Raw genomic sequence first — 19,347 nt, 5'->3', positions numbered from 1 at the left:
AGGAGCGCTCCCCGTGACGACCGACGTCGCCCCCACCCCCCTCGACCACGCCCCCGAGCCCGACCCCCAGGCGCCCTCCGGTGCCCTCTCGCGGCCGCTGCTGCTGACGCTGGCGCTGCTCGCGGCCGTCGCCCCGCTCGCCACGGACCTCTACCTGCCGGCGTTCCCGTCGATGGTCTCCGACCTGGGAACCACCGACACGGGCGCCCAGCTCACGCTCACCATGTTCCTCGTCGGGATGGCCGCCGGGCAGCTCGTCTTCGGGCCGGTCTCGGACCGCTTCGGACGCCGCGGGCCGCTGCTCGTCGGGGTCGTCGTCTGCATCCTCGCCGGCGTCGTCGCGGTGTCGGCGACCTCGCTCTGGCTGCTCGCCGCCGCGCGACTGGTGCAGGGCCTGGCCGGCTCCGCGGGCCTGGTCCTCGGCCGCGCCGTCGTCACCGACCTCACCAGCGGGCGCGCCGCAGCGCGTGGCCTCTCGCTGATGATGATCGTCGGCGGTGTCGCGCCCGTCATCGGTCCCGCGGTCGGCGGCGTGCTGGCCGGGCCGCTCGGCTGGCGCGGCCTGCTGTCCGTCGTCCTGGGCCTCACCGTGCTCATGCTCGTCACCGTCGTGGCGTTCGTCCCCGAGACGTTCCCCGCCGACCGTCGGGCCGCCGAGCACGCCGCCCACGTGGGCCGCCCCTCGGCGTGGGCCGGCCTCGCCAACCGGGCCTTCGTCGGCTACACCGTGGCCTTCACGTTCGCCTTCGGTGTGCTCATGACCTACATCTCGGCCTCCCCGTTCCTCTACCAGGACCAGATGGGCCTCTCCGAGACCGTCTACGGCCTCGTCTTCGGCCTCAACGCCCTCGGCCTCATGGTCGTGAGCGCGGTCTCCGCGAAGCTCGTGACCGTCCACCCCATCCACCGGCTCGCGGGCGTCGGCCTGACCCTGGTCGGCCTGGCCTGCGTGGCGCTCGTCGTGCTGGCGCTCGCCGGCGTCCCGGTCGGCTGGCTCGCCGTGCCGATCTTCGTCGCGGTCTCCTCGCTCGGTCTGCTCCTGGGCAACCTCGCGGCGCTCGCGATGGCCGCCGTCCCCCGGGGCCGCGGGACCGCCTCGGCCGTGCTGGGCGCGGCCCAGTTCACCCTCGGCGGCGTCGTCTCCGTCCTGTCCGGGATCGGCGACGGCCCGCTGCCGGTCGCGCTCCTCATGCTCGCCAGCGCCGTCGTGTGCTCGGCGTCCTTCCTGCTCGCCGGTCGGGGCCGCTTCGCCTCCTGAACCGACGGGCCTGAGCGGACGGAGCCTGACCGAAGGGGATCAGGCCGCCGCGCCCTCGGCGGCGGTCGAGGACCACACGAGGGCGTCGAACGTCGTCGCCCTGGCCGCGAGCTCCGCGGCCAGGGCGGCCTCGCCCGCGGCGAGCTGCTCCCGCGCCGACCCGCCGGCCCGCTGCTCCGCCTCGAGCACCCGGCGGTACAGCGGGTGGAAGACGTCGATGCCCGCCTGCTGCGGCGCACGCCGGGTCGAGTGGAACCCGCGGATCGAGCCGTCCGGCGCCCGCGTGGGCGTGACGTGCGCGAAGACCCAGTAGAACCCGCCGTCCCGCGTGGCGTTGGCGAGGTAGCCGAAGACCTCGCGGCCCGCGAGCAGCTCGGTCCACAGGTAGCCGAAGACGGCACGCGGCATCTGCGGGTGCCGGACCACGTTGTGCGGCTGCCCGAGCATCTCGGCCTCGGTGAAGCCGCTCACCCGCACCAGGGTGTCGTTGACGTAGGTGACCCGGCCGCGGGGGTCGGTCTTCGAGACGATGATCTCGCCGGGCCGGAGCCGGACCTCCCGGCCCTGCAGGGTGTGCGTCATGTCACTGCCGATCGGACGGCGCCGAGGGCCGGCTGAGGGGACCTACGTCCCGGGAGTACGGCCCGAGGACCCGGGACCTGCCACGTAGGACGCCCGGGCGGCGGCCCAGTCCGTGTGCTCGGTGACCGGCAGCCCGAAGGCCCGGTCCGTGAGGGCGGCCAGCGCGTCCTCCCGGTCCCGGTCGCCCAGCGCCGCCGCGGGCAGCACCCGTGCGGCGCGGCCCAGGGCCTCCCGGTCCGTCGGGGCAGGGACCGCGCGGAGGTCGGAGGCCGCGAGCTTGAGCGTCCGGTGCCCGAGCCCGGCACCGAGCGTGCGGGCCCGCAGCCAGTCGTGCACCGCAGGGCTGGACAGCAGCGCCGCGAGCTCGGCCAGCGACGGCCCGTCCGGGCGCGGCACGACGCTCACGACGGGCACGCACGGCAGGAGGACGCCGTCCTCGTCCAGCACCACCTCGACCGTCCGGCCCTGGGTCGCGACCAGCAGCTTGGGTCTCAACCTGCGCTGGGCCCACGCGGCCATGGCCGCCGGCAGCCCCCGCAGGTGCACCACCGGCCGCCGGTACGTGCGGCCGTCGAAGCGGGCCGTGGCCTCGCCCCAGCGCAGCACCCCGGGGTCGATGAGGCCGGTCGTGACGAGGGCGGCCAGGCCGGACGCCGGGTCCGGCAGCGCGTCCCCCTCGGCCTCGTGCACGTGCCCGCGCAGCCCGTAGAACTGGTCCCGGTAGTCGGCGGTCACCTCGGCCAGGTCCGCGAGCACCGCGCCCCCGGCCCGCCCGGCGAGCCCGCCGAGCCCGCCGACGTTCTCGGTCACCAGGTGGCCCCAGCCCGCGGTCCGCCAGTCGCCGGTCTCGCCCGTGAGCCGCCGGGGAGGACGCCCCACCAGTCGCGCCGGCTCCGCGCTCGCCCCGCCGCCGGCGGTCGCACGGTCGGCCAGGACCACGACCACCGGGGTCACGGCCGCGTCGAACTCCGTGCCGTCGCCGCGCCACACGGCCGTCAGGTCGCGCGAGCCCGCCAGGTGAGCGCGGACGTCCGCCACGTCCGCGGCGGAGAGGAACGAGTCCGGCAGCACCATCCCGCACCTGCCCCCGGGCCGGGTGATCCGGGTGCCCAGCAGCAGGAAGTAGGCGCTGTCGTCGGCCTTGGGCCCGCCCAGCCCGTCCGCGGCGGCCCGCACCAGCAGCCGCCGGCGCGACACGCGCGCCCCCGCGCGCAGCGGGGAGAGGAAGGGCGGGTTGCCGACGACGACGTCGAAGCCGCCGGCCGCGTGGACGTCGGGGAAGGCCAGGTGCCAGTGGAGCAGCGCCGCCTCGCCGACGGCCGAGGCGACCGCCGCGGCGAGCTGCTCAGCTGCGTCGACGGCGCCGTCCCCGGCCAGCGCCCGCAGGCTGCCGTCGGTCACCCGCAGCACCGCCTCCGCAGGGGCCAGGAAGCCCGCGCACCAGGCGTCGGCGGCCGGCGCCTCCTGACCCGGCGTCACCGACACCGGGTCCCCGGCCGCCGCGGCGACCTCCCGGACGTGACGGCGGCGGTGGGCGCTCAGCACCGTCCGGGCCTCCCGCGGCTCGCCCGCCACGGCGGACAGCGCCAGTGCGGGCAGCCCCCGCTCGAGCAGGGTGGGCGTCGCGCCGAGCAGGGCGTCGCCGTGCCGCAGGTGGTGGCCGAGGTCCGAGGGGGTGCCGCCGGCGCGGGCGACGCAGAGCTGCAGCGCCGCGGCCGCCACGTCAACCGCCACGGGGTCGAGGTCGACCCCCCGCACGCAGGTGGCCACGGCGTCCTGCACGGCTCTCGACGGGTCCGTGCCGAGGCGGACGAGGCGGGCGGCGATCCGCGCCGCCGCGGCGACCAGGAAGTCGCCCGCGCCCACGGCGGGGTCGCACACCCGGACTCCGAGGAGCCGGGCCGTCGCGGCGGCCTCGGGCCCGCCCGCCTCGGCCGCGTCCAGCACCGGCTCGAGCGCGTGGTCGAGGACCAGGTCGACGACGTCCGGCGGCGTGTACCAGCTCCCCGTCGACCGCCGACCGGTCGCCGAGCGGCGCAGCACCCACCGTCCCTGGTCCACTTCCTGGCCCAGTTCCTGCCGAGCGTCGTCGGCCGCCAGGGAGAGCAGGAGCTGGTGGAGCGCGCCGAGGTCGCAGGCGCCCTCCTCCCCGTCCAGGACGCCGAGCAGCGCCTCGGTCCCCCGCCGCCACGCCTCGTCGACGATCCGGGTCCGCGGGGGCAGGCCTCCGCGGAAGAGCCCCCCGAGCACCGGCAGGTCGGCGCTCGGGTGGTCGCCGGCCACCGTGGCGGCGAGCCGGCGGTGCGCCTCCCAGGTGTCCTCCGCCGAGCCGGGCGCCGGCGGGGCGGGCAGGACGCCGAGGTCCGCCAGCCGGCGGTGGAGCACGAGCCGGAGGACCAGCCGGACCAGCCCGGGCAGCGCCCCCGGGTCGTCCGCGGGACCCACGCCCCCGTCGTCGCCGGACGGGACCAGGGGCCGGCGCAGCCCGTCGCCCCACGCCTCGACGGCGGTGACGAGGGCACGCTGGACGGCGCGGGACGGCCGCGACGACTGCCTCGACGACTGCCCCTGCGGTCGAGCGGGCGCGACGTCGACGGGCGCGACGTCGGCGGGCATGCGCGTCAGGTTAGTGATCCGCCGTCCGGGTCCCGCGGTGCGCGTCCGGCACGTCGTCCCGCCGCGCCGGCGGCCCACGTCCGCCCCGAGACCCGGCCGACGGCCGCACCAGGTCCGCTCCACTCGCGACCGCCGCCCGCCGGCAGGCCCGCGCCCCTGTCCAGGCCTGCGCCCGCGCCCAGGTCCACGCCCAGGTCCACGCCCAGGTCCACCTCTCGGTCGACCGTCGCCTCGGGCGCCGCCGGGAGGTCGAGGACGAAGCGGCTGCCGGGGCCCCCGGGGAACAGCTCGCCCGCGTGCGCGCCGGGAACCGCGGGCGCGGCCACGCAGGAGATCCGTCCCCCGTGCCGCTCCACCACGGCCCGGCACACCGCCAGCCCCACCCCGGCACCGTGGTGGTCGGCGTCGTAGGCGTGAGCCCGCTCGAACCGCGTGAAGATCCGCTCGCGCCACTCCACCGGCACGCCGATGCCGTTGTCCGTCACCGTGAGCACGACGCGGCCGTCGACCAGCTCGCCGTCCACCCGCACGTGGGGTCGGACGTCGCGGGCCACGTAGGTGGCGGCGTTCTCCACCAGGTTGTGCACGAGCTGGCGGAACATCTCGGGGTCCACGAGCACCGCGGGCAGGTGGTCGCGGATCTCGACCCGGGCGTGGGGCGCCGCCGCCTCGACGATCTCGCGCAGCGGGCTCAGGACTCCGTGCAGCTCCACCACCTCGGGGCGCGGTTGCGCTCCCTCGGCGCGGGCCTGCGCCAGCATGGTGTCGATCTGGCGCGACATCCGTTCCGCGGCGTCCTGGGCCCTCGCGACGGAGCGACGAGCCCTGTCGCCGGCGTGCACCGCGTGCAGCGCGCGATCGGCCCGCCCCGGGGTGTCCGAATCCACCTGGAGCGCCGCCATGTCCAGCCAGCCCCGGAGCAGGGTCAGGGGGCTGCGCAGGTCGTGGGCCGCCATGGTGGCGAACCGCGCCAGCTCGTTGACGCGGGCGTGGTCGGCGGACACGTCCGTGACGACGAGCAGTGCCTGGGCCTCGGCCTCGGCCTCGGACACGTCGGCGACCCGGGAGGCCCGCACCCGGACGACGACGTCGCGCCCGTCCCGTCGGGTCACGACGAGGTCGACGGGGCCCACGTCCCCCTCCGTCCACACCCGGGCGAGCGGGTGCTGCCCCGGGCGCACCTCGGAGCCGTCGAGCCAGCGCGCGGGCAGGTCCACCGTGTCCTTCGGCCCCGGACGCCCCAGGTAGGCCACCGCCGCGCGGTTCATGATGACCGGCCTCCGGGCCTCGTCCACGACGACCAGGGCCTCCCCCAGGTGCTCCGCGAGCGCGTGGAACAGCGCCAGCCGGTCCACGACGCGCGCCCGCCGGGCCTCCTCGACGGCCACCAGGCTGCGCCGGTCGTCCGCCACGGCCGCGACGGTCAGGCTGCTGAGGGCCACGGCCGCCACGAAGGCCTGCAGACAGATCGCCCGCAGCTCCGCGGGCTCGACCCCCGACAGCACGACCCGACCGTCCGCGGCGACCACGGTCACGGCCACGGCGAAGACGAGGAGCTGGACGTGCACGAGGGCCGGACGCAGGCGCACGGCGGCAGCCATGGCGACCGGCGGCGCCAGGAAGGCGAGGTGCCCGAGCCGGGCGTCGGTCAGCACCACGTAGCAGGCGCCCGTGCCGGCGACGGCGAGCATCGCGTCCGGCAGCGACCAGCCGTCCATGAGCCGCACCTCCGCCGCGACGCCGTGCCCGGCACGGGCCCGGTCCCGCAGGAGGAGCGCCGGGAGGGCGAGTGCCACGGAACCACCCACGAGCCGCGAGAAGTACCCCACGAGGTGCAGGGAGTCGAGGTGGAGGGGCAGGGGCAGGACGCCGAGCGTCCGCTCCGCCGCCAGGCTCACGACCACGAGCGTGGTCGTCGCAGCGAGCGCCGCCACCAGGATGGCGACGGTCAGCCCGGCCAGCCGCCACAGGGCCTCGTCGGCGCCGGAGTCCTCGGCGTGCCCGGTGCTGCGCCCCGACGCCCGGCCGCGTCCGCCCACGTCGGTGAGGACACCGAGGGGCGCGACCGCGACGACGCCGAAGACGAGGTTGCCCGGGGTCTGCACCAGCCCCCACGCCACCGACGACCCGGTGAGGACGCCGCCGACGACCGTGGCGACGGGCACGCCCACGGCCCACCGCGCGACACCCCACCCGGTGCTGGCCACCGCGAGCCAGACCACCTCGACGCCGGCCGCCGGCCAGAACTGGGCGAGCTCGCCCGGGCCAGGGGCCGACCACCGGCCGAGGACGACAGCACCGATGAGCGCCACCAGGAGTCCGAGGTCGCGCACCGGGGCCGGGACGGCCTGCGCAGGCTGAGCGGGTGCGACGTCCGCCCGCTGGGGGCGCGGGAGGGCGAGCCGGAGCACCTGCGGACGGGGCGCGGCCGGCGACGGGGGCACACGTCTGGTGGTGGCCATGGGGGGAGACCTTCTGGGTGGGGGGGAGGGGATGTGTCCTCGCGGTCACCGGGAGCCTGGACTCGGAGGGTGGCCGCGAGGAGGCGTCAGGCAGTGCGCAGCGGCACCTCCGGGTCGTCACCGAGGAGGTCGTCGACCTTCTGGAGCAGCCGGGCGCGGTCGAACGGCTTGCCCAGGAAGCCCCGGGCGCCCGCGGCCTCGGCCGCGGCTCGGTCGGCCCGCGAGGTGAGCGCCGAGACCATGAGGACCGGAGGGCTCGGGACGGCCCGAGACCTCAGTCGCGCGAGCACCGCGAGCCCGTCGAGGACGGGCATGGTGCGGTCCAGCAGCACCAGGTCGTAGTGCCGGGCGTCGAGCGCAGCGAGGGCCTGCCCGCCGTCGGCCACCGTGTCCACGGCGTGCCCGGCCGTCGAGAGCATCAGCGTGAGGACCTCACGGATGTCCACCTCGTCGTCCACGACCAGCAGGTTCGCCATGACCCGCACCCTCCTCCCCGGCGCGTGCGGGGTCCGGGTTCTCGCACGACCGCCACGATGAAGTTCTTGTGAAGGGCGTTCCGGACCGAACCCACGGTCGCTTTCGGACCGCCCGGAGCGCTCGGCGGTCTGGTCCGCCCGGCCGCACCAGCCGGCTCCCAGCCGGCTCCCAGCGTTCAGGGTCCACGCGTCCAGGGTCCACGGGGTCCGAGGAGGTGCCAGACTCGGCGGGTGCCCCGAGTCAGCGCCGTCCACGTCCTCCGCTGCGGCCGGGTCCGGGTCCGCCCGCAGAACCTGCAGCGGGGCCGCTCCCCGGAGCTGTGGTGGACGGCGACGAGTCGTCGCTGGTCGGCCTGGCTCCCCGTCAACGTGGTGCTCGTCGTCCACGAGGAGGGGGTCCTGCTGTTCGACACCGGGCAGTCCCCCCGCTCCCTCGCCGAGCCGGACTACTACCCCGGCCGGCGCACCGGCGGCCTCCTGGGCGCCGTCGTCGGGTGGGCGTTCCGCCGCCAGGCGCAGTTCGAGGTGCCCCCGACCGACACCCTCGTCTCACGGCTCGCCGAGGTCGGCCTGTCCCCCGCGGACGTCGACACCGTCGTCCTGTCCCACCTGCACCAGGACCACGCGGGCAACCTGGACGTGGTGCCGGGCGCACGCGTGCTGCTCGCACCCGAGGAGCTCGCGCTCCTCTCCGAGCCCCACCCCGAGCTGCACGGAGTCCTGCCGGGCGCGGTGGTCCCCCACGACGCCGACCTCCAGCCGCTGTCCTGGAGCGCGCTCCCGTCGCCGCTCGGCCCCGGCGGCCCCGGCGAGGACCCCGCCTTCACGGCGGGCCACGACCTCTACGGTGACGGCACGCTCGTCGCGCTGCCCACCCCCGGCCACTCCCCGGGCTCGGTGAGCCTGCTGGTGCGCCGACCCGACGGCCCTCCCCTCCTCCTCGTGGGGGACCTCACCTACGACTGCGACCGGCTCGAGCGCGGCGCCCTGCCCGGCACCGGCGACGCCGCGACCCAGGAGGCCTCGAGCCGCGCGGTGCTCCGCCTGCGGGAGAGCGAGCCGGGGCTCGTGGTCGTCCCCGCGCACGACGCCACCGCGACGACCGGTCTGGACCTGAAGAAGTCGTGAAGAACGGGGCGTGACCCGGGGACGCGGGGGTCGTTGACCCACATGCCACCCCCCGCATCCAGGAGGTCTTCCGATGACCACCATGTTCTCCCCCGTCGGCACCGACGCCCTCGTCGCCTTCCGACAGACTCACCGCCGCACCTGGGACCTCGCCGCCTCCGCGGCCGCCCACCCCGGCGCGCTGGAGCACCTGGAGTCCCGCTACACCTCCTCGGCCGACGAGCACGGCCGCGTGCTGGTCCGCGACGAGCGGACCGGCCACGTCGAGACCTTCGCGACCCGCGACATCCACGTCGTCGTCGACGTGCTCCTCACCCGGGAGATCGAGGCCGCGCAGGCCCTCGACCGGGCCGGCGCGGGGGCCGGCGCGCACCGGGGCTTCCGCCCGCTCGGCTTCGTCGCCTGATCAACCGGCGCGCACCGGCGCGCACCGGCGCGGGTCGCCCGGTCAGCCCGCGTCGACCCGGTAGTACCCCGAGAAGAAGATCCGCTCCTTCGACAGGCCCTCGCCCACCAGCCACCGACGCCCGCCCGTGGCCAGGGCCGACTCCCCCACCACGCAGGCGTAGGCGTCCGGACGCGGCGCCGGCCCCTCCCGCAGCGTCGCGAGCGCCAGCTCCCCCGGACGCCCGGCCCGGCCGTCCCGCGGCAGCCAGACGACGTCCAGCCCCTCCGGGGCGGCCCACTCCTCGACGTCCTCGCTCCTCGGGACCTCGACGAGGACCCGCCCGCGCGTCCCCGCAGGCAGGTCCCGGACGATGCCCCTCAGCCCCGGCATCCCGGTCTCGTCCCCGACCAGGACGACCTCCCCGGCGTCCTCCGGCGGGTCGAAGAGGACGCCCTGGTCCAGCAGCGCCAGCGGGTCCCCGGGGCCGCAGGTGGTGGCCCACAGCGCCACGGCACCGCACAGCTCCCCGGCCTCGTCGTCGTGGAGCACGACGTCGACGTCCAGCTCGGTGAGGTCGTCCACGCCGGCGCCGTGGCGGACCGCGGCCACGGTGTAGTTCGAGCAGTGCGGCCGGACGTCCTCGGGGATGTCCAGGTAGGGCTGCCACCAGCTGCGCCCCTCGACCCGGGGCAGCCGCAGCGGACGTCCCGGCAAGGTCGGGAGGAACAGCCGGAACCAGTGGTCGAGCCCCTGGTATTCGAAGTCCGCGAGGTCGGGCCCCGCCACGGTCACGCGCTGGAAGGACGGCGAGAGACGGCGCGTGCGCACCACGTGCGCGGTGAACATGCGCGGCTCGGCGGGCATCCGCCGGAGTTCGTTGGTCAAGGTTAGCCTTTCCTCACTTCGATAAGGCTTACCTTAGTCACGCGGGGTAGGGTCTCGACACGTGCCCGTCACCAGCCCCCCACGACCAGCGCCTGGCGCCGGGGTCGCGGAGCCGCCCCGACCCGGCAGGCCCAGGAGGGGCGGACGCCGCGCGACCCTGGCCCTGACCTGCGCCGTCCTGCTGGTCACGGCGGCCAGCCTCGCCCTCGGCAGCAACCACCTCGGCCTCGGCCAGGTCGTGACCGGCCTCCTGCACCCCGCCGAGGACACCGGTGCGATCGTCTGGGGCTCCCGGGTCCCGCGCACCGTCCTCGGGCTCCTCGTCGGTGCCTGCCTGGGCCTGGCCGGCGCCGTCATGCAGGGGCAGACCCGCAACCCGCTCGCCGACCCGGGCATCTTCGGCGTGTCCGCCGGCGCCTCCCTCGCCGTCGTCGTCGGCGTCTACGTCGCCGACCTGACGTCGGTCCTGGCCCTCCTGTGGCTGGCGTTCACCGGGGCGGTGCTGGCGACGCTGCTCGTCTTCGGCGTCGCCGCCCTGGGCAAGGGCCTGGCCAGCCCCGTGCCGCTCGCCCTGGCGGGCACGGCCGTCACCGCCCTGCTCGGCGCCCTCACCTCGTTCCTCGTCCTCACCGACGAGAGCACCCTGGCCGCGTACCGGGTCTGGGTGGTCGGCTCCCTGTCGGGCAGGACGCTCGAGGGGATCTGGCCCGCCGTGGCGATCGCCTGCGTGGGCGCCGCCCTGGCGGCCGCCAACACCCGCAGCCTCGACACGCTCGCCCTGGGGACCGAGCTCGCGCAGGGCCTCGGGGAGAGCCTGCTGCGGGCCCGCCTCGTCGGCCTCGGCGCCATCACGCTCCTCACCGCCGCCGGCGTCGCCCTCACCGGGCCCATCGGCTTCGTCGGGCTCACCGCGCCTCACCTGGCCCGTCGGCTGGTGGGGTCCGGGCACGCCCGGCTGCTCCCGGCCTCCGCGGCCGTCGGGGCCGTCGTCCTGCTCGCGTGCGACGTCGTGGGACGGCTCATCGGCGGCCAGTCGGAGGTGTCCGTGGGCGTGGTGCTGTCGGTCCTCGGTGGGGTCGTGTTCGTCGCCATCGTCCGGCGCGGACGGATGGCCGCGCTGTGAGGGGGACGCTCACGCCCCGGCTCTGGGCGACCACCCTCGGGGCGGCCCTGGCCGCGGGCGTCCTGCTCGTCGCCGGGATCCTGGCCGGCTCCTCCGACCTCGGGGTCGGCGACGTCCTGCACACCCTCTTCGTGGGCGGGGACCGCACCGACTACTTCATCGTCTTCGAGCTCCGGATGCCGCGCGTCGCGGCGGCCGTGCTCGTGGGGGCGAGCCTGGGGATGGCGGGTGCCCTCACCCAGGCCTTCTCGCGCAACCCCCTGGCGACCCCGGACATCCTCGGGGTCACCTCCGGCGCGGCCGCCGGCGCCGTGGCCACCATCGTCCTCGGCGGCGGGGCCTACGCCGTCGGGGCGGGCCTGCTGGGGTTCGGGCTCCCGGTCGTGGCGTGCGCGGGGGGCCTGCTCACGGCCGCGCTGGTCTACGGGCTCTCCTGGCGCAGCGGGGTCGACAGCTACCGGCTGATCCTCATCGGGATCGGCGTCACCGCTGCCCTCACCGGAGTCGTGAACTACCTCGTGGTCCGGGCCCAGCTGACCCAGGCGGCCGCGGCGACCCAGTGGCTGGTCGGCAGCCTGTCGGGCGTCTCGTGGACGAGCGTCTGGCCGGTCGCCGTCACCCTGCTCGTCGTGGCGCCCCTGGCCCTCGGGCAGACGCGGGCCCTCGAGGTCGGCCAGCTCGGCGACGACGTCTCCGTCGGGCTGGGCGTCAGCCTGCAGCGGCACCGGCTGGTCGTCCTGGCCTGCGCCGTGGTCCTCACCTCCGTGGCGGTCTCCGCGGCCGGCCCGATCGAGTTCGTGGCGTTCGTGGCGCCGCAGGTCGCCCGGAGGCTCGCCGGCTCGTCCCGACCGCCGCTCGTCGCCTCCGCCCTCGTCGGCGCGGCCCTGGTCACAGCCGCAGACATCGTCGGCCGCGCGCTCATGCCCTGGCCCGTCCCGGTCGGCATCGTGACCGCCGTCGTCGGCGCCCCGTACCTGATCTGGCTGCTCACCCGCCGCAGCTCCGCCGAGAGGACCGCCTCCGCATGACCACCCGCTCCCGCGCTCCCGAGGCCACGGCCGTCCCCGCCACGTCCGCTGCCTCCGCCGCCTCCGCCGACGAGGGATCGCCCGCGCCCCGCCCAGCCGCGCTCGAGGCCCGCGGGCTCACGCTGGCCTACGACGGTCACGAGGTGCTGACGGGGCTCGACCTCGCGGTCGAGCCCGGCACCGTCACGACGCTCGTCGGCGCCAACGGCAGCGGGAAGTCCACGCTGCTGAAGGCGTTCGGGCGGCTCCTCTCCCCCGCGGCCGGCGAGGTGCGCCTGCACGGCGCCCCGCTCAAGGGTCAGTCCGCCCGGCAGGTGGCGCGACAGCTGGCGATCCTGCCGCAGAAGCCGCTCACCCCCGGTGCCACGCGGGTGCGCGACCTGGTCTCCCGCGGACGCCACCCGCACCAGAGCATGCTGCGGCCCTGGACGGCGGCGGACGCGCGCGCCGTGGAGGAGGCCCTCGAGGCCACCGGGCTCAGCGAGCTCGCCGAACGGGACGCGGCCTCCCTGTCGGGCGGTCAGCTCCAGCGGGCGTGGATCGCCCTCGTCCTGGCCCAGGACGCGCCGACGATCCTGCTCGACGAGCCGACGACCTTCCTCGACCTCAGCCACCAGCTCGACGTGCTGCGCATCGTGCGCCGGATCAACCGTCGGCGGGGCGCCACCGTCGTCATGGTGCTGCACGACCTCACCCTCGCGGCGCGGTTCTCCGACCGGCTCGTGGTCCTGGCCGACGGCGGGGTCGTCGCCGACGGAGCGCCGTGGGACGTCCTCACGCCGGAGGTGCTGCGCACCGCCTTCGGCCTCGAGGCCTCCGTCATCGCGGACCCGCACACCGGCGGCCCGCTGGTCGTGCCGCACGAGCCCGAGGACGAGACGGAGCAGCACCCCGAGGTGGGCAATCAAGTTAGGTAAGCCTATGCTTACCTCATGACTGCACCGACCTTCACCCGCAGGGCCCTCCCGGCCCTCGTGGCCCTCGCCCTCTCCGCCCCCGCCCTCACCGCCTGCGGCGCGATGAGCAGCGGCGAGACGTCGAGCGCGGCCTCCGGCAGCGCCGCCAGCGGCCCGTGGTCCTACACCGACGACACGGGCACGACCATCGACCTGGACGCGCAGCCGACCCGGGTCGTCGCGTTCGCCGACCAGGCGCTGGCGCTGCTCTCCTACGGGATCACCCCGGTCGCGATCTTCGGGCGGACCCAGGTCAAGACGGACCCGCGGTTCGCGGACTACGACCTCTCCGGTGTGGAGATCCTCGGCAACACCTACGGTGAGATCGACCTCGAGAAGCTCGCGGCCGCCGCCCCCGACATCGTCGTCACCGGCATCTATCCCTCGGACCGCAAGGGCACCCTCGACACCGACGGCCCGTACTACGGCTTCTCGGGCGTGTCCCAGCAGAAGCAGGTGGAGAAGATCGCGCCCGTGGCCGCGATCGAGATCGGCGGCAAGGGCATCGACGTCGTCGAGTCGACCACCAGCCTCGCCCTCGCCCTCGGCGCGGACGAGGACGAGGTGGCGGAGGACAAGAAGTCGTTCGAGGCCGCGGCCGCGGACCTGCGCAGCGCCACCGAGGCGAACCCCGGCATCGAGGTGACGATGATGTACGCGGACGCGGACGGCGTCTACGTCGTGAAGACCGCCGACGAGCCCGAGAGCCAGCTCTACAGCACCTACGGCGTCGACTACACCGACCTGCACCCCAAGGGCGCCTACTACTGGGACATCTACTCCTGGGAGAACGCCGCCGAGATGATGACCGGCGACGTCATCCTCGCCAACGTCGAGGGCTACCAGGCCGACGACCTCGCCGACCAGCCCACGTTCGCCGACGACCCGGCCCTCGTCGCCGGGCAGGTCTACTCCTGGAACGGCGCCGCGATGGACTACGCCTCGCAGGCCACCCAGATGACCACGCTCGCGAAGATCATCAGCGAGGCCAAGGACGTCGTCTGAGCCTGCTCAGCCCCGGCGCGCCTCGGCCATCGCCGCGGCGCGCTGGGCCAGCAGGTCCCGCCGGTGCGCGTTGCCGCGCAGGTCGACGTAGCGCTCGCCGAACGCACCCAGCAGCGCGTCGTCCAGGCGCCGCACGGCACCCGGCGGGAACCGGTAGGCCATCGCCTCGTTGAGCCCGCGCAGCCCCGGGTCGCGCAGCACCTCGCCCAGCTCGTCGAGGCTCGTGATGCCGAGCTCGAGCAGGAGGCCGGCGATCCAGTCGTAGTGGTCGGTGCGCGACCAGCCGGCGTCGTGGAACTGCCCGGCCAGGAAAGCCGCCAGCTCGCGCGGGTCCAGGCGCGGGTCCAGGTGCGATGCACTGGGCTCCGTCGGGCCCGGCTCCGTCGCGGGCGCGGCCCCCGGCACGTCGTCCTGCGTCTCCTCGGGCGAGCCGAGGCGCTCCCGGATCGCGGAGAACTCCTGGTCGGCCAGCTCGAGGAGGCCGGCGGCGAGGGTGAAGCGCCGGTCCAGGTCGTGCGCGTGCTCCGGCGGGACGTTGCCCTTGTACCGCGCCTCGTGCTCGAACTCGGCCCAGGCGTGCTGGAGCACCGTCCGCAGCTGCACCTGGGCCTGCCGCTCGGCCAGCTCGGGGCGACGGGAGGCGAGGTCGGCGCCGGCCTCGAGCAGCAGGTGGCGACTGGCGTAGCCGAACCGGCCCTCGCTGGCGGTCGCGCGGCCCATGTCCCGGTCATCCAGGACGTCGGCCTGGGCACCGAGCAGGTCGGCGACCGCGGCCACGTCCGAGAGCACGTACGTGATCACCCGGACCCCGACCTGGTCGAGGATGTCGTGGAGCGGGTCGGGGTAGAGCAGGGCGCCGTCGGCCCCCCGGCGGGTGGCCTTCTCCGCGAAGGAGGTGACGCTCTTGGTCCGGCCCGTCACCGTGAGGTAGTTGATGCCAGCCTCGTCCAGGACCTCGGTGACCACCTCGACCCACGCGCGCCCGGCCACCACCAGCCCCGGCTGGTCGTCCGCGTAGGCCTGGACGGCGAGCGCCAGCTCGTCCCCGCCGCGGCGCGCGACCCGCGTGGCGGGCGGCTCGACGCCCTGCGCGGGCAGGGTCGGGGTGACGATGTAGCCGGTCTCCAGGTACCGCTGCTCGGGGTCGCCGTAGATCGTCGTCTCGTCCGGCCGGGTGTCGGCGAACAGGGCGACGTAGGCGCAGACGACGGCGTCCACCTGGTCCTCGACGACCCGCAGCTGCGACTTGCGGGTCGCCGTCTCCACCTGTCGGCGCAGCACCGCCCACGAGCCGTCGGTCTCCACGATGGTCTCGACGTGGCCCATGAGCGTGAGCAGCTCGCGCCGCAGCAGCTCGAGGTCGCGTCCCGGCTTCGCCTTGTACTTCAGCGTGAGCGAGAGGTCGAAGAGGACGACGGACGCCGCGTGCGGGTAGACCTCGATCGCGCGGCGGGCGCGGCCGCTGCGCGGGTCGGGGTCCAGCTGGAGCCGCTTGCACAGGACGCGGGCCCGGGTGCGTCCGCCGGCGAACTCGGGCTTGCCGGTGTTCGAGGGGTGGGTGCCGGCCTCGAAGCGGCGGAAGTCCTTGCTCAACGCCTGCTCGGCCGGCCGCGAGCCCGTCGCGTTGGCGACGACGATGGGCGCGTCGATCCCCACCGCGCAGGGCCCGTCGGTGAACGGGGCGAGCGCCTCGACGATCTCGTCGTCCGAGCGGACGGTCGAGACGTGCAGGAGCCGCGCCTGCTCGTCGATGACGGCGAGGCCGGTCGGGTTGCGCTGCCCCCAGGCGAGGTCGACTCCCACGTAGTGCACGGCCCCATCCTGCCGGACGAGCCCCTCCTGCCGGACGAACTCAGGCTCGCAGCCGGTACACGTGCCAGTCGTCGGCGACGTGCACCACGCGGTAGCGCTCCAGCAGGACGGCCTCCGCGCGGGTGGCGTCCACCCCCCAGGTCGCCAGGCTGTCGCCGTCGACCACCACGAAGGTCGGCGCCTCGGGCGAGCGCAGCACCCGGGTCAGGGTCGTCAGGTCGGCGTCCCGCACCCGGACCGGCAGGCTCCACAGCTCCGGGTAGGGGCTGGCCAGCCCGGCCTCCTCGAGGATCGCGGGGTCCCCGAACGCCACGACGGCGGTGTCGGCGGGCGTCGAGTGCGCGGCCAGGTAGTGGGAGACCTGGGCGCTGTCCGCGGCCGACGTGCTGGGGGCCGCCGTCGCCACCACGGCCACGGCGGCGACGCCCACGGCCGCCGCGTAGGCGAGGACGCCGGCCACCCGACGGCCCCGGTAGGGACGCCGGTCCAGCACCCACCCGGCGACCAGGACGAGCCCGGGCACCGTGCCGATGAGGTAGTGCAGCCAGTAGGAGCCGCCCGCGGCGACCGCCACGAGCTCCCAGGCGACGACCGCCACGCAGAGCAGCCCCAGCGGCACGCCCACGCCCGTGCCCTCGGAGCGGGGTGCCGCGAGCCCGCGGCGCCGCAGCCCGGGCACGGCCGCGACCAGGAGGAGGAACAGCGCGCCCGAACCGGCGAAGGCGCTCACCAGGCTGAGGGCGCGGGCGGGAGTGGCCGAGGACGCGTCGGCGCCGATCACCGCCGAGGCGCGGAACCGGAAGGTGACGACCGCGTGCAGGAGCTGCACCGGGTCGGTGCCGCGCAGCGCGGCCCACGCGACCATCGCCGCGCAGCCCACGACCACGCCGAGGCCCAGCGCGCCGACCGCCCGCAGCGCCTCGCCGCGGCGTCCCCGCCGGAGCAGGACGAGCACGGCGACCGCACCGGCCACCCCGACGTCCAGCATCGACTGCTTGACCCCGAACCCGGCCGCCGTGAGCAGCCCGGCCAGGGCCCACCAGCCGAGGGCGGCGCGGGTCCGCCCCACGTCGCCGGCCCGCCACGCCAGGACGACGGTGAGCAGGCCGCCGAGCACGAGGGGCGCGGCCAGCAGCTCGCCGTCCACCTCGGAGGCGCCGAGCAGGGGGTCGACCAGGAAGATGCCCGCGACCGCGGCCCCGAGCAGGGGCGCCACCCGCCGGGTGGGCGCCAGCAGCGACGTCAGCCGCGCGGCGAGCAGCACGGAGACGGCGACGCAGCCGAGCCCCACGAGGCGCAGCGCGGCGGCACCGTCGGTGAGCCAGGCCGGCAGGGCCGCGCCCCCGCCGAGCACCGCGTGGGCCGCGCCCAGCAGGCCCGCGCGCAGGAGGTCCGCGAGCTGGAAGAGCCCGATGAGCAGCGGGGGCCTGTCGACCCAGTAGTCGCCGTACAGCGAGGTGCCGGCGTGCCACTGGGCGGCGACCATGAGGAAGCCGCCCTCGTCGGAGGTGAGCGGCTGGGTCAGCATGGCGAGGCGGGCGATCAGGGCGAGCGCGAGCACCAGGACGACCGGCGTCCACGGTCGCACCTCCCCCAGCCGCCAGCGCAGCACGAGCATCCACGCCTCGCGGGCGGTGGCGAGGCTCATCTTGGACGCTCCGGTCTCCCGCTCGGTGAAGGTGATGGGGTGCTCGTCGACCCGCAGGCCGCGGCGCTCGGCGTGCCAGGTGTTCTCGACCTGGAAGCCGTATCCGGAGGAGCGGGTCGACAGGACGCCCGCCCGGCGCACCGCGTCCGCGCTCCAGGCCCGGAACCCGGCGGTGGCGTCACGGGTGCCCAGGCCCAGCACGGTGCGGGCGTAGCCGTTGGCGGCGCGCGAGAGCAGCCGGCGACGCAGGGGCCAGCCCTCGGTGCGGCCGCCGGGCACGTAGCGCGAGCCCAGGACCACGTCGGGGCGATCGTCCGAGCCCTCGGACCCGTGCCCGAGCAGCCGCTCCAGCATCGCCGGCACCGCGTCGGCCGGGTGCGAGCCGTCCGCGTCCATCTGCACCACCGCGTCGTAGCCCTCGGCCAGTGCGTGCGCGAAGCCGTCGCGGTAGGCGGCGCCCAGGCCGGTGCGGTCGTGACGGCGCAGGAGGTGGAGGCGCGGGTCGGTGGCGGCCCTGGCCGCGACCAGGTCGCCCGTCCCGTCCGGGCTCTCGTCGTCGACCACGAGGACGTCGAGGTCCACGCCGTCCGGCGGGGTGAGCGCGAGCAGCCGGTCGAGGATCGCGTCGATGCCCTCGGCCTCGCAGTAGGTCGGCACGACCACGACGGCCCTCGCCCGCGCCAGCACGAGCCCGACGCCGGCGGCGAGGGGCGCGGCGGGCCCGCGGTCAGGGGTACCGGGTGACGGCTGCGGGGAGTCCGGGGAGAGGGTCACACCTCACCCTTGCCCCGCGGACCTGACCGGAACCTGACCGCCGTCGCCCTACGGCAGTGGCCCTGCCCACACCAGCGCCTACGCTGTCGGCATGGACCGCGTCGCCGCCATGCCCTTCGGCTCCGTCTACCCGCTCTACCTCGCCAAGGTGGAGCGGAAGGGCCGGACCAAGGAGGAGCTCCACGCCGTCCTGACCTGGCTCACCGGGTTCGACGACGCCGCGCTCGCGGCCCACGTGGAGGCGGGCACCACCTTCGCCGCCTTCTTCGAGGACGCCTGCCTCAACCCCGCCTCCGACCTGGTGACCGGCGTCGTCTGCGGCGTCCGGGTCGAGCAGGTCGAGGACCCGCTCATGCGCCGCGTCCGCATCCTCGACAAGCTGGTCGACGAGCTCGCGAAGGGCAAGGCCCTGGAGAAGGTGCTGCGCGGCTGAGCCTCCGGCCCGTCGCGTCCTGGGCGGCCGTCAGCCGCCGAAGAGCGAGAGCTGCACGACGCCCCGGCGGGCGTGCTCCCACTGCGGGTGCGACTCCATGAAGCGCCAGCTCGTGCGGTGCTCGGGCGTCGGCCCGAGGCGTCCGAGCGCCTCGTCGTGGGCGCCCGAGAGGTAGCCGACGTTCTCCTCGAACCCGTAGCCCGGCCACGTCTCGGCGAGCGCGCGCATGCGTCGGTCGCGGTGCTCCTTGGCCAGCACGGACGCGGCGGCCACCGCGATGCTGTCCCGGTCGGCCTTGGCCCGGGCCGTCACCTGCCACGGGTGCCCCACGTAGTCGTGCGGCCCGTCGAGCAGGACGTGGTCGGGCGGCTGCGGCAGCCCGGCCAACGCCCGGGTGGCGGCCAGCGTGAGGCAGCGGGCCATGCCCAGGTCGTCGATCTCGGCCGCGCTCGCCGCGCCGAAGGCGTGCGCCTCGACCCATCCCAGGAGGACCGTCTCCAGCCTGGCCCGCTCGGCCGCCGACAGCAGCTTGGAGTCGGCGAGCCCCTCCGGCGCCGGCCTCGGCCCGGGGACGACCGCGCAGACGACGAGCTCACCGGCGGCCGCGCCGCGGCCGACCTCGTCCAGCGCCGCCAGCCGCGACGCACCGGTGGCAGCGAGGACCTCGTCCTCGAGGGCGTGGGTGGGGACTCCTACGCCCGGCTCAACCGGCTCGCCCGGCTCGGCCGGCTCGGTCACGGCCCTGTCGCCCCTCACGCCACCCGTCACCGCAC

General features: G+C 75.9%; 16 protein-coding genes. 8 read left to right on the top strand and 8 right to left on the bottom strand.

Annotation, left to right across the window (positions count from 1 at the left end; genetic code table 11):
- Window positions 1–13 precede the first annotated feature (13 nt).
- Window positions 14–1,258 carry a multidrug effflux MFS transporter gene (locus E8D37_RS00385; protein ID WP_206055495.1) on the top strand — a complete coding sequence of 415 codons (1,245 nt, stop codon included), beginning with the start codon at window positions 14–16 and terminating at the stop codon, window positions 1,256–1,258.
- Between the two features lie 39 nt (window positions 1,259–1,297).
- Here E8D37_RS00385 and E8D37_RS00380 read toward each other — a convergent pair whose 3' ends face one another.
- From E8D37_RS00380 to E8D37_RS00365, 4 genes are all read right to left on the bottom strand, one after another.
- On the bottom strand, window positions 1,298–1,840 hold the full coding sequence (locus E8D37_RS00380) for a PAS domain-containing protein (protein ID WP_136567782.1): 543 nt from the start codon (window positions 1,838–1,840) through the stop codon (window positions 1,298–1,300).
- Window positions 1,841–1,882: 42 nt separating this feature from the next.
- Window positions 1,883–4,456, bottom strand: coding sequence for an SAM-dependent DNA methyltransferase (locus tag E8D37_RS00375; RefSeq protein ID WP_136567781.1), 2,574 nt, complete (start codon window positions 4,454–4,456; stop codon window positions 1,883–1,885).
- Window positions 4,457–4,461: 5 nt separating this feature from the next.
- Complete coding sequence (locus tag E8D37_RS00370) at window positions 4,462–6,918, bottom strand: HAMP domain-containing sensor histidine kinase (RefSeq protein WP_136567780.1); 2,457 nt, start codon at window positions 6,916–6,918, stop codon at window positions 4,462–4,464.
- A gap of 86 nt (window positions 6,919–7,004) precedes the next feature.
- The gene (locus tag E8D37_RS00365) at window positions 7,005–7,394 is read right to left on the bottom strand and encodes a response regulator (RefSeq protein WP_136567779.1); all 390 of its coding nucleotides are present in this window, start codon (window positions 7,392–7,394) and stop codon (window positions 7,005–7,007) included.
- Window positions 7,395–7,625: 231 nt separating this feature from the next.
- Here E8D37_RS00365 and E8D37_RS00360 point away from each other — a divergent pair, with 231 nt between their 5' ends.
- A complete protein-coding gene (locus tag E8D37_RS00360; protein ID WP_168929553.1) occupies window positions 7,626–8,522 on the top strand; it encodes an MBL fold metallo-hydrolase in 897 nt (298 codons plus the stop codon).
- A 73-nt stretch (window positions 8,523–8,595) separates the two neighbouring features.
- Complete coding sequence (locus E8D37_RS00355; RefSeq protein WP_136567777.1) at window positions 8,596–8,928, top strand: hypothetical protein; 333 nt, start codon at window positions 8,596–8,598, stop codon at window positions 8,926–8,928.
- Window positions 8,929–8,970: 42 nt separating this feature from the next.
- On the opposite strand, the gene E8D37_RS00350 is transcribed toward E8D37_RS00355, so the two are convergent.
- Window positions 8,971–9,795, bottom strand: coding sequence for a siderophore-interacting protein (locus tag E8D37_RS00350; protein ID WP_206055494.1), 825 nt, complete (start codon window positions 9,793–9,795; stop codon window positions 8,971–8,973).
- A 61-nt stretch (window positions 9,796–9,856) separates the two neighbouring features.
- On the opposite strand from E8D37_RS00350, the gene E8D37_RS00345 reads away from it, so the two are divergent.
- Genes E8D37_RS00345 through E8D37_RS00330 form a run of 4 tightly spaced genes read left to right on the top strand, consistent with a single transcriptional unit; the run spans window position 9,857 to window position 13,907 of the window.
- Complete coding sequence (locus tag E8D37_RS00345) at window positions 9,857–10,918, top strand: iron ABC transporter permease (RefSeq protein ID WP_240770095.1); 1,062 nt, start codon at window positions 9,857–9,859, stop codon at window positions 10,916–10,918.
- Window positions 10,915–11,946 (top strand): iron ABC transporter permease, encoded by a 1,032-nt coding sequence (locus E8D37_RS00340; RefSeq protein ID WP_136567776.1) that lies wholly within the window; start codon window positions 10,915–10,917, stop codon window positions 11,944–11,946. The genes E8D37_RS00345 and E8D37_RS00340 overlap by 4 nt, the downstream gene beginning before the upstream one ends.
- Entirely contained in the window at window positions 11,943–12,863 is a 921-nt protein-coding gene (locus E8D37_RS00335) for an ABC transporter ATP-binding protein (protein WP_136567775.1), read from the top strand. Before E8D37_RS00340 ends, E8D37_RS00335 begins: the two co-directional genes overlap by 4 nt.
- A gap of 15 nt (window positions 12,864–12,878) precedes the next feature.
- Window positions 12,879–13,907: an ABC transporter substrate-binding protein gene (locus tag E8D37_RS00330; RefSeq protein WP_136567774.1), complete on the top strand. Its 1,029-nt coding sequence runs from the start codon at window positions 12,879–12,881 to the stop codon at window positions 13,905–13,907.
- 6 nt (window positions 13,908–13,913) lie between these two features.
- Here the strand turns inward: E8D37_RS00330 and E8D37_RS00325 are convergent, their stop codons facing one another.
- Both E8D37_RS00325 and E8D37_RS20190 read right to left on the bottom strand, forming a co-directional pair.
- Window positions 13,914–15,719 carry a DUF429 domain-containing protein gene (locus E8D37_RS00325; protein ID WP_136567773.1) on the bottom strand — a complete coding sequence of 602 codons (1,806 nt, stop codon included), beginning with the start codon at window positions 15,717–15,719 and terminating at the stop codon, window positions 13,914–13,916.
- A 40-nt stretch (window positions 15,720–15,759) separates the two neighbouring features.
- Window positions 15,760–18,141 (bottom strand): polyprenol monophosphomannose synthase, encoded by a 2,382-nt coding sequence (locus tag E8D37_RS20190; RefSeq protein WP_240770094.1) that lies wholly within the window; start codon window positions 18,139–18,141, stop codon window positions 15,760–15,762.
- A 91-nt stretch (window positions 18,142–18,232) separates the two neighbouring features.
- Between E8D37_RS20190 and E8D37_RS00315 the strand changes: the two genes are divergently transcribed.
- Window positions 18,233–18,574 carry a DUF2200 domain-containing protein gene (locus tag E8D37_RS00315; protein ID WP_136567772.1) on the top strand — a complete coding sequence of 114 codons (342 nt, stop codon included), beginning with the start codon at window positions 18,233–18,235 and terminating at the stop codon, window positions 18,572–18,574.
- Between the two features lie 30 nt (window positions 18,575–18,604).
- Here the strand turns inward: E8D37_RS00315 and E8D37_RS00310 are convergent, their stop codons facing one another.
- Window positions 18,605–19,312 carry a ribonuclease HII gene (locus E8D37_RS00310; RefSeq protein WP_136567771.1) on the bottom strand — a complete coding sequence of 236 codons (708 nt, stop codon included), beginning with the start codon at window positions 19,310–19,312 and terminating at the stop codon, window positions 18,605–18,607.
- Window positions 19,313–19,347 lie beyond the last annotated feature (35 nt).

The organism is Nocardioides sp. GY 10127 (assembly GCF_004919085.1).
GTDB lineage: Bacteria > Actinomycetota > Actinomycetes > Propionibacteriales > Nocardioidaceae > Nocardioides.
This window is presented reverse-complemented; position numbering and strand designations above follow the sequence as displayed.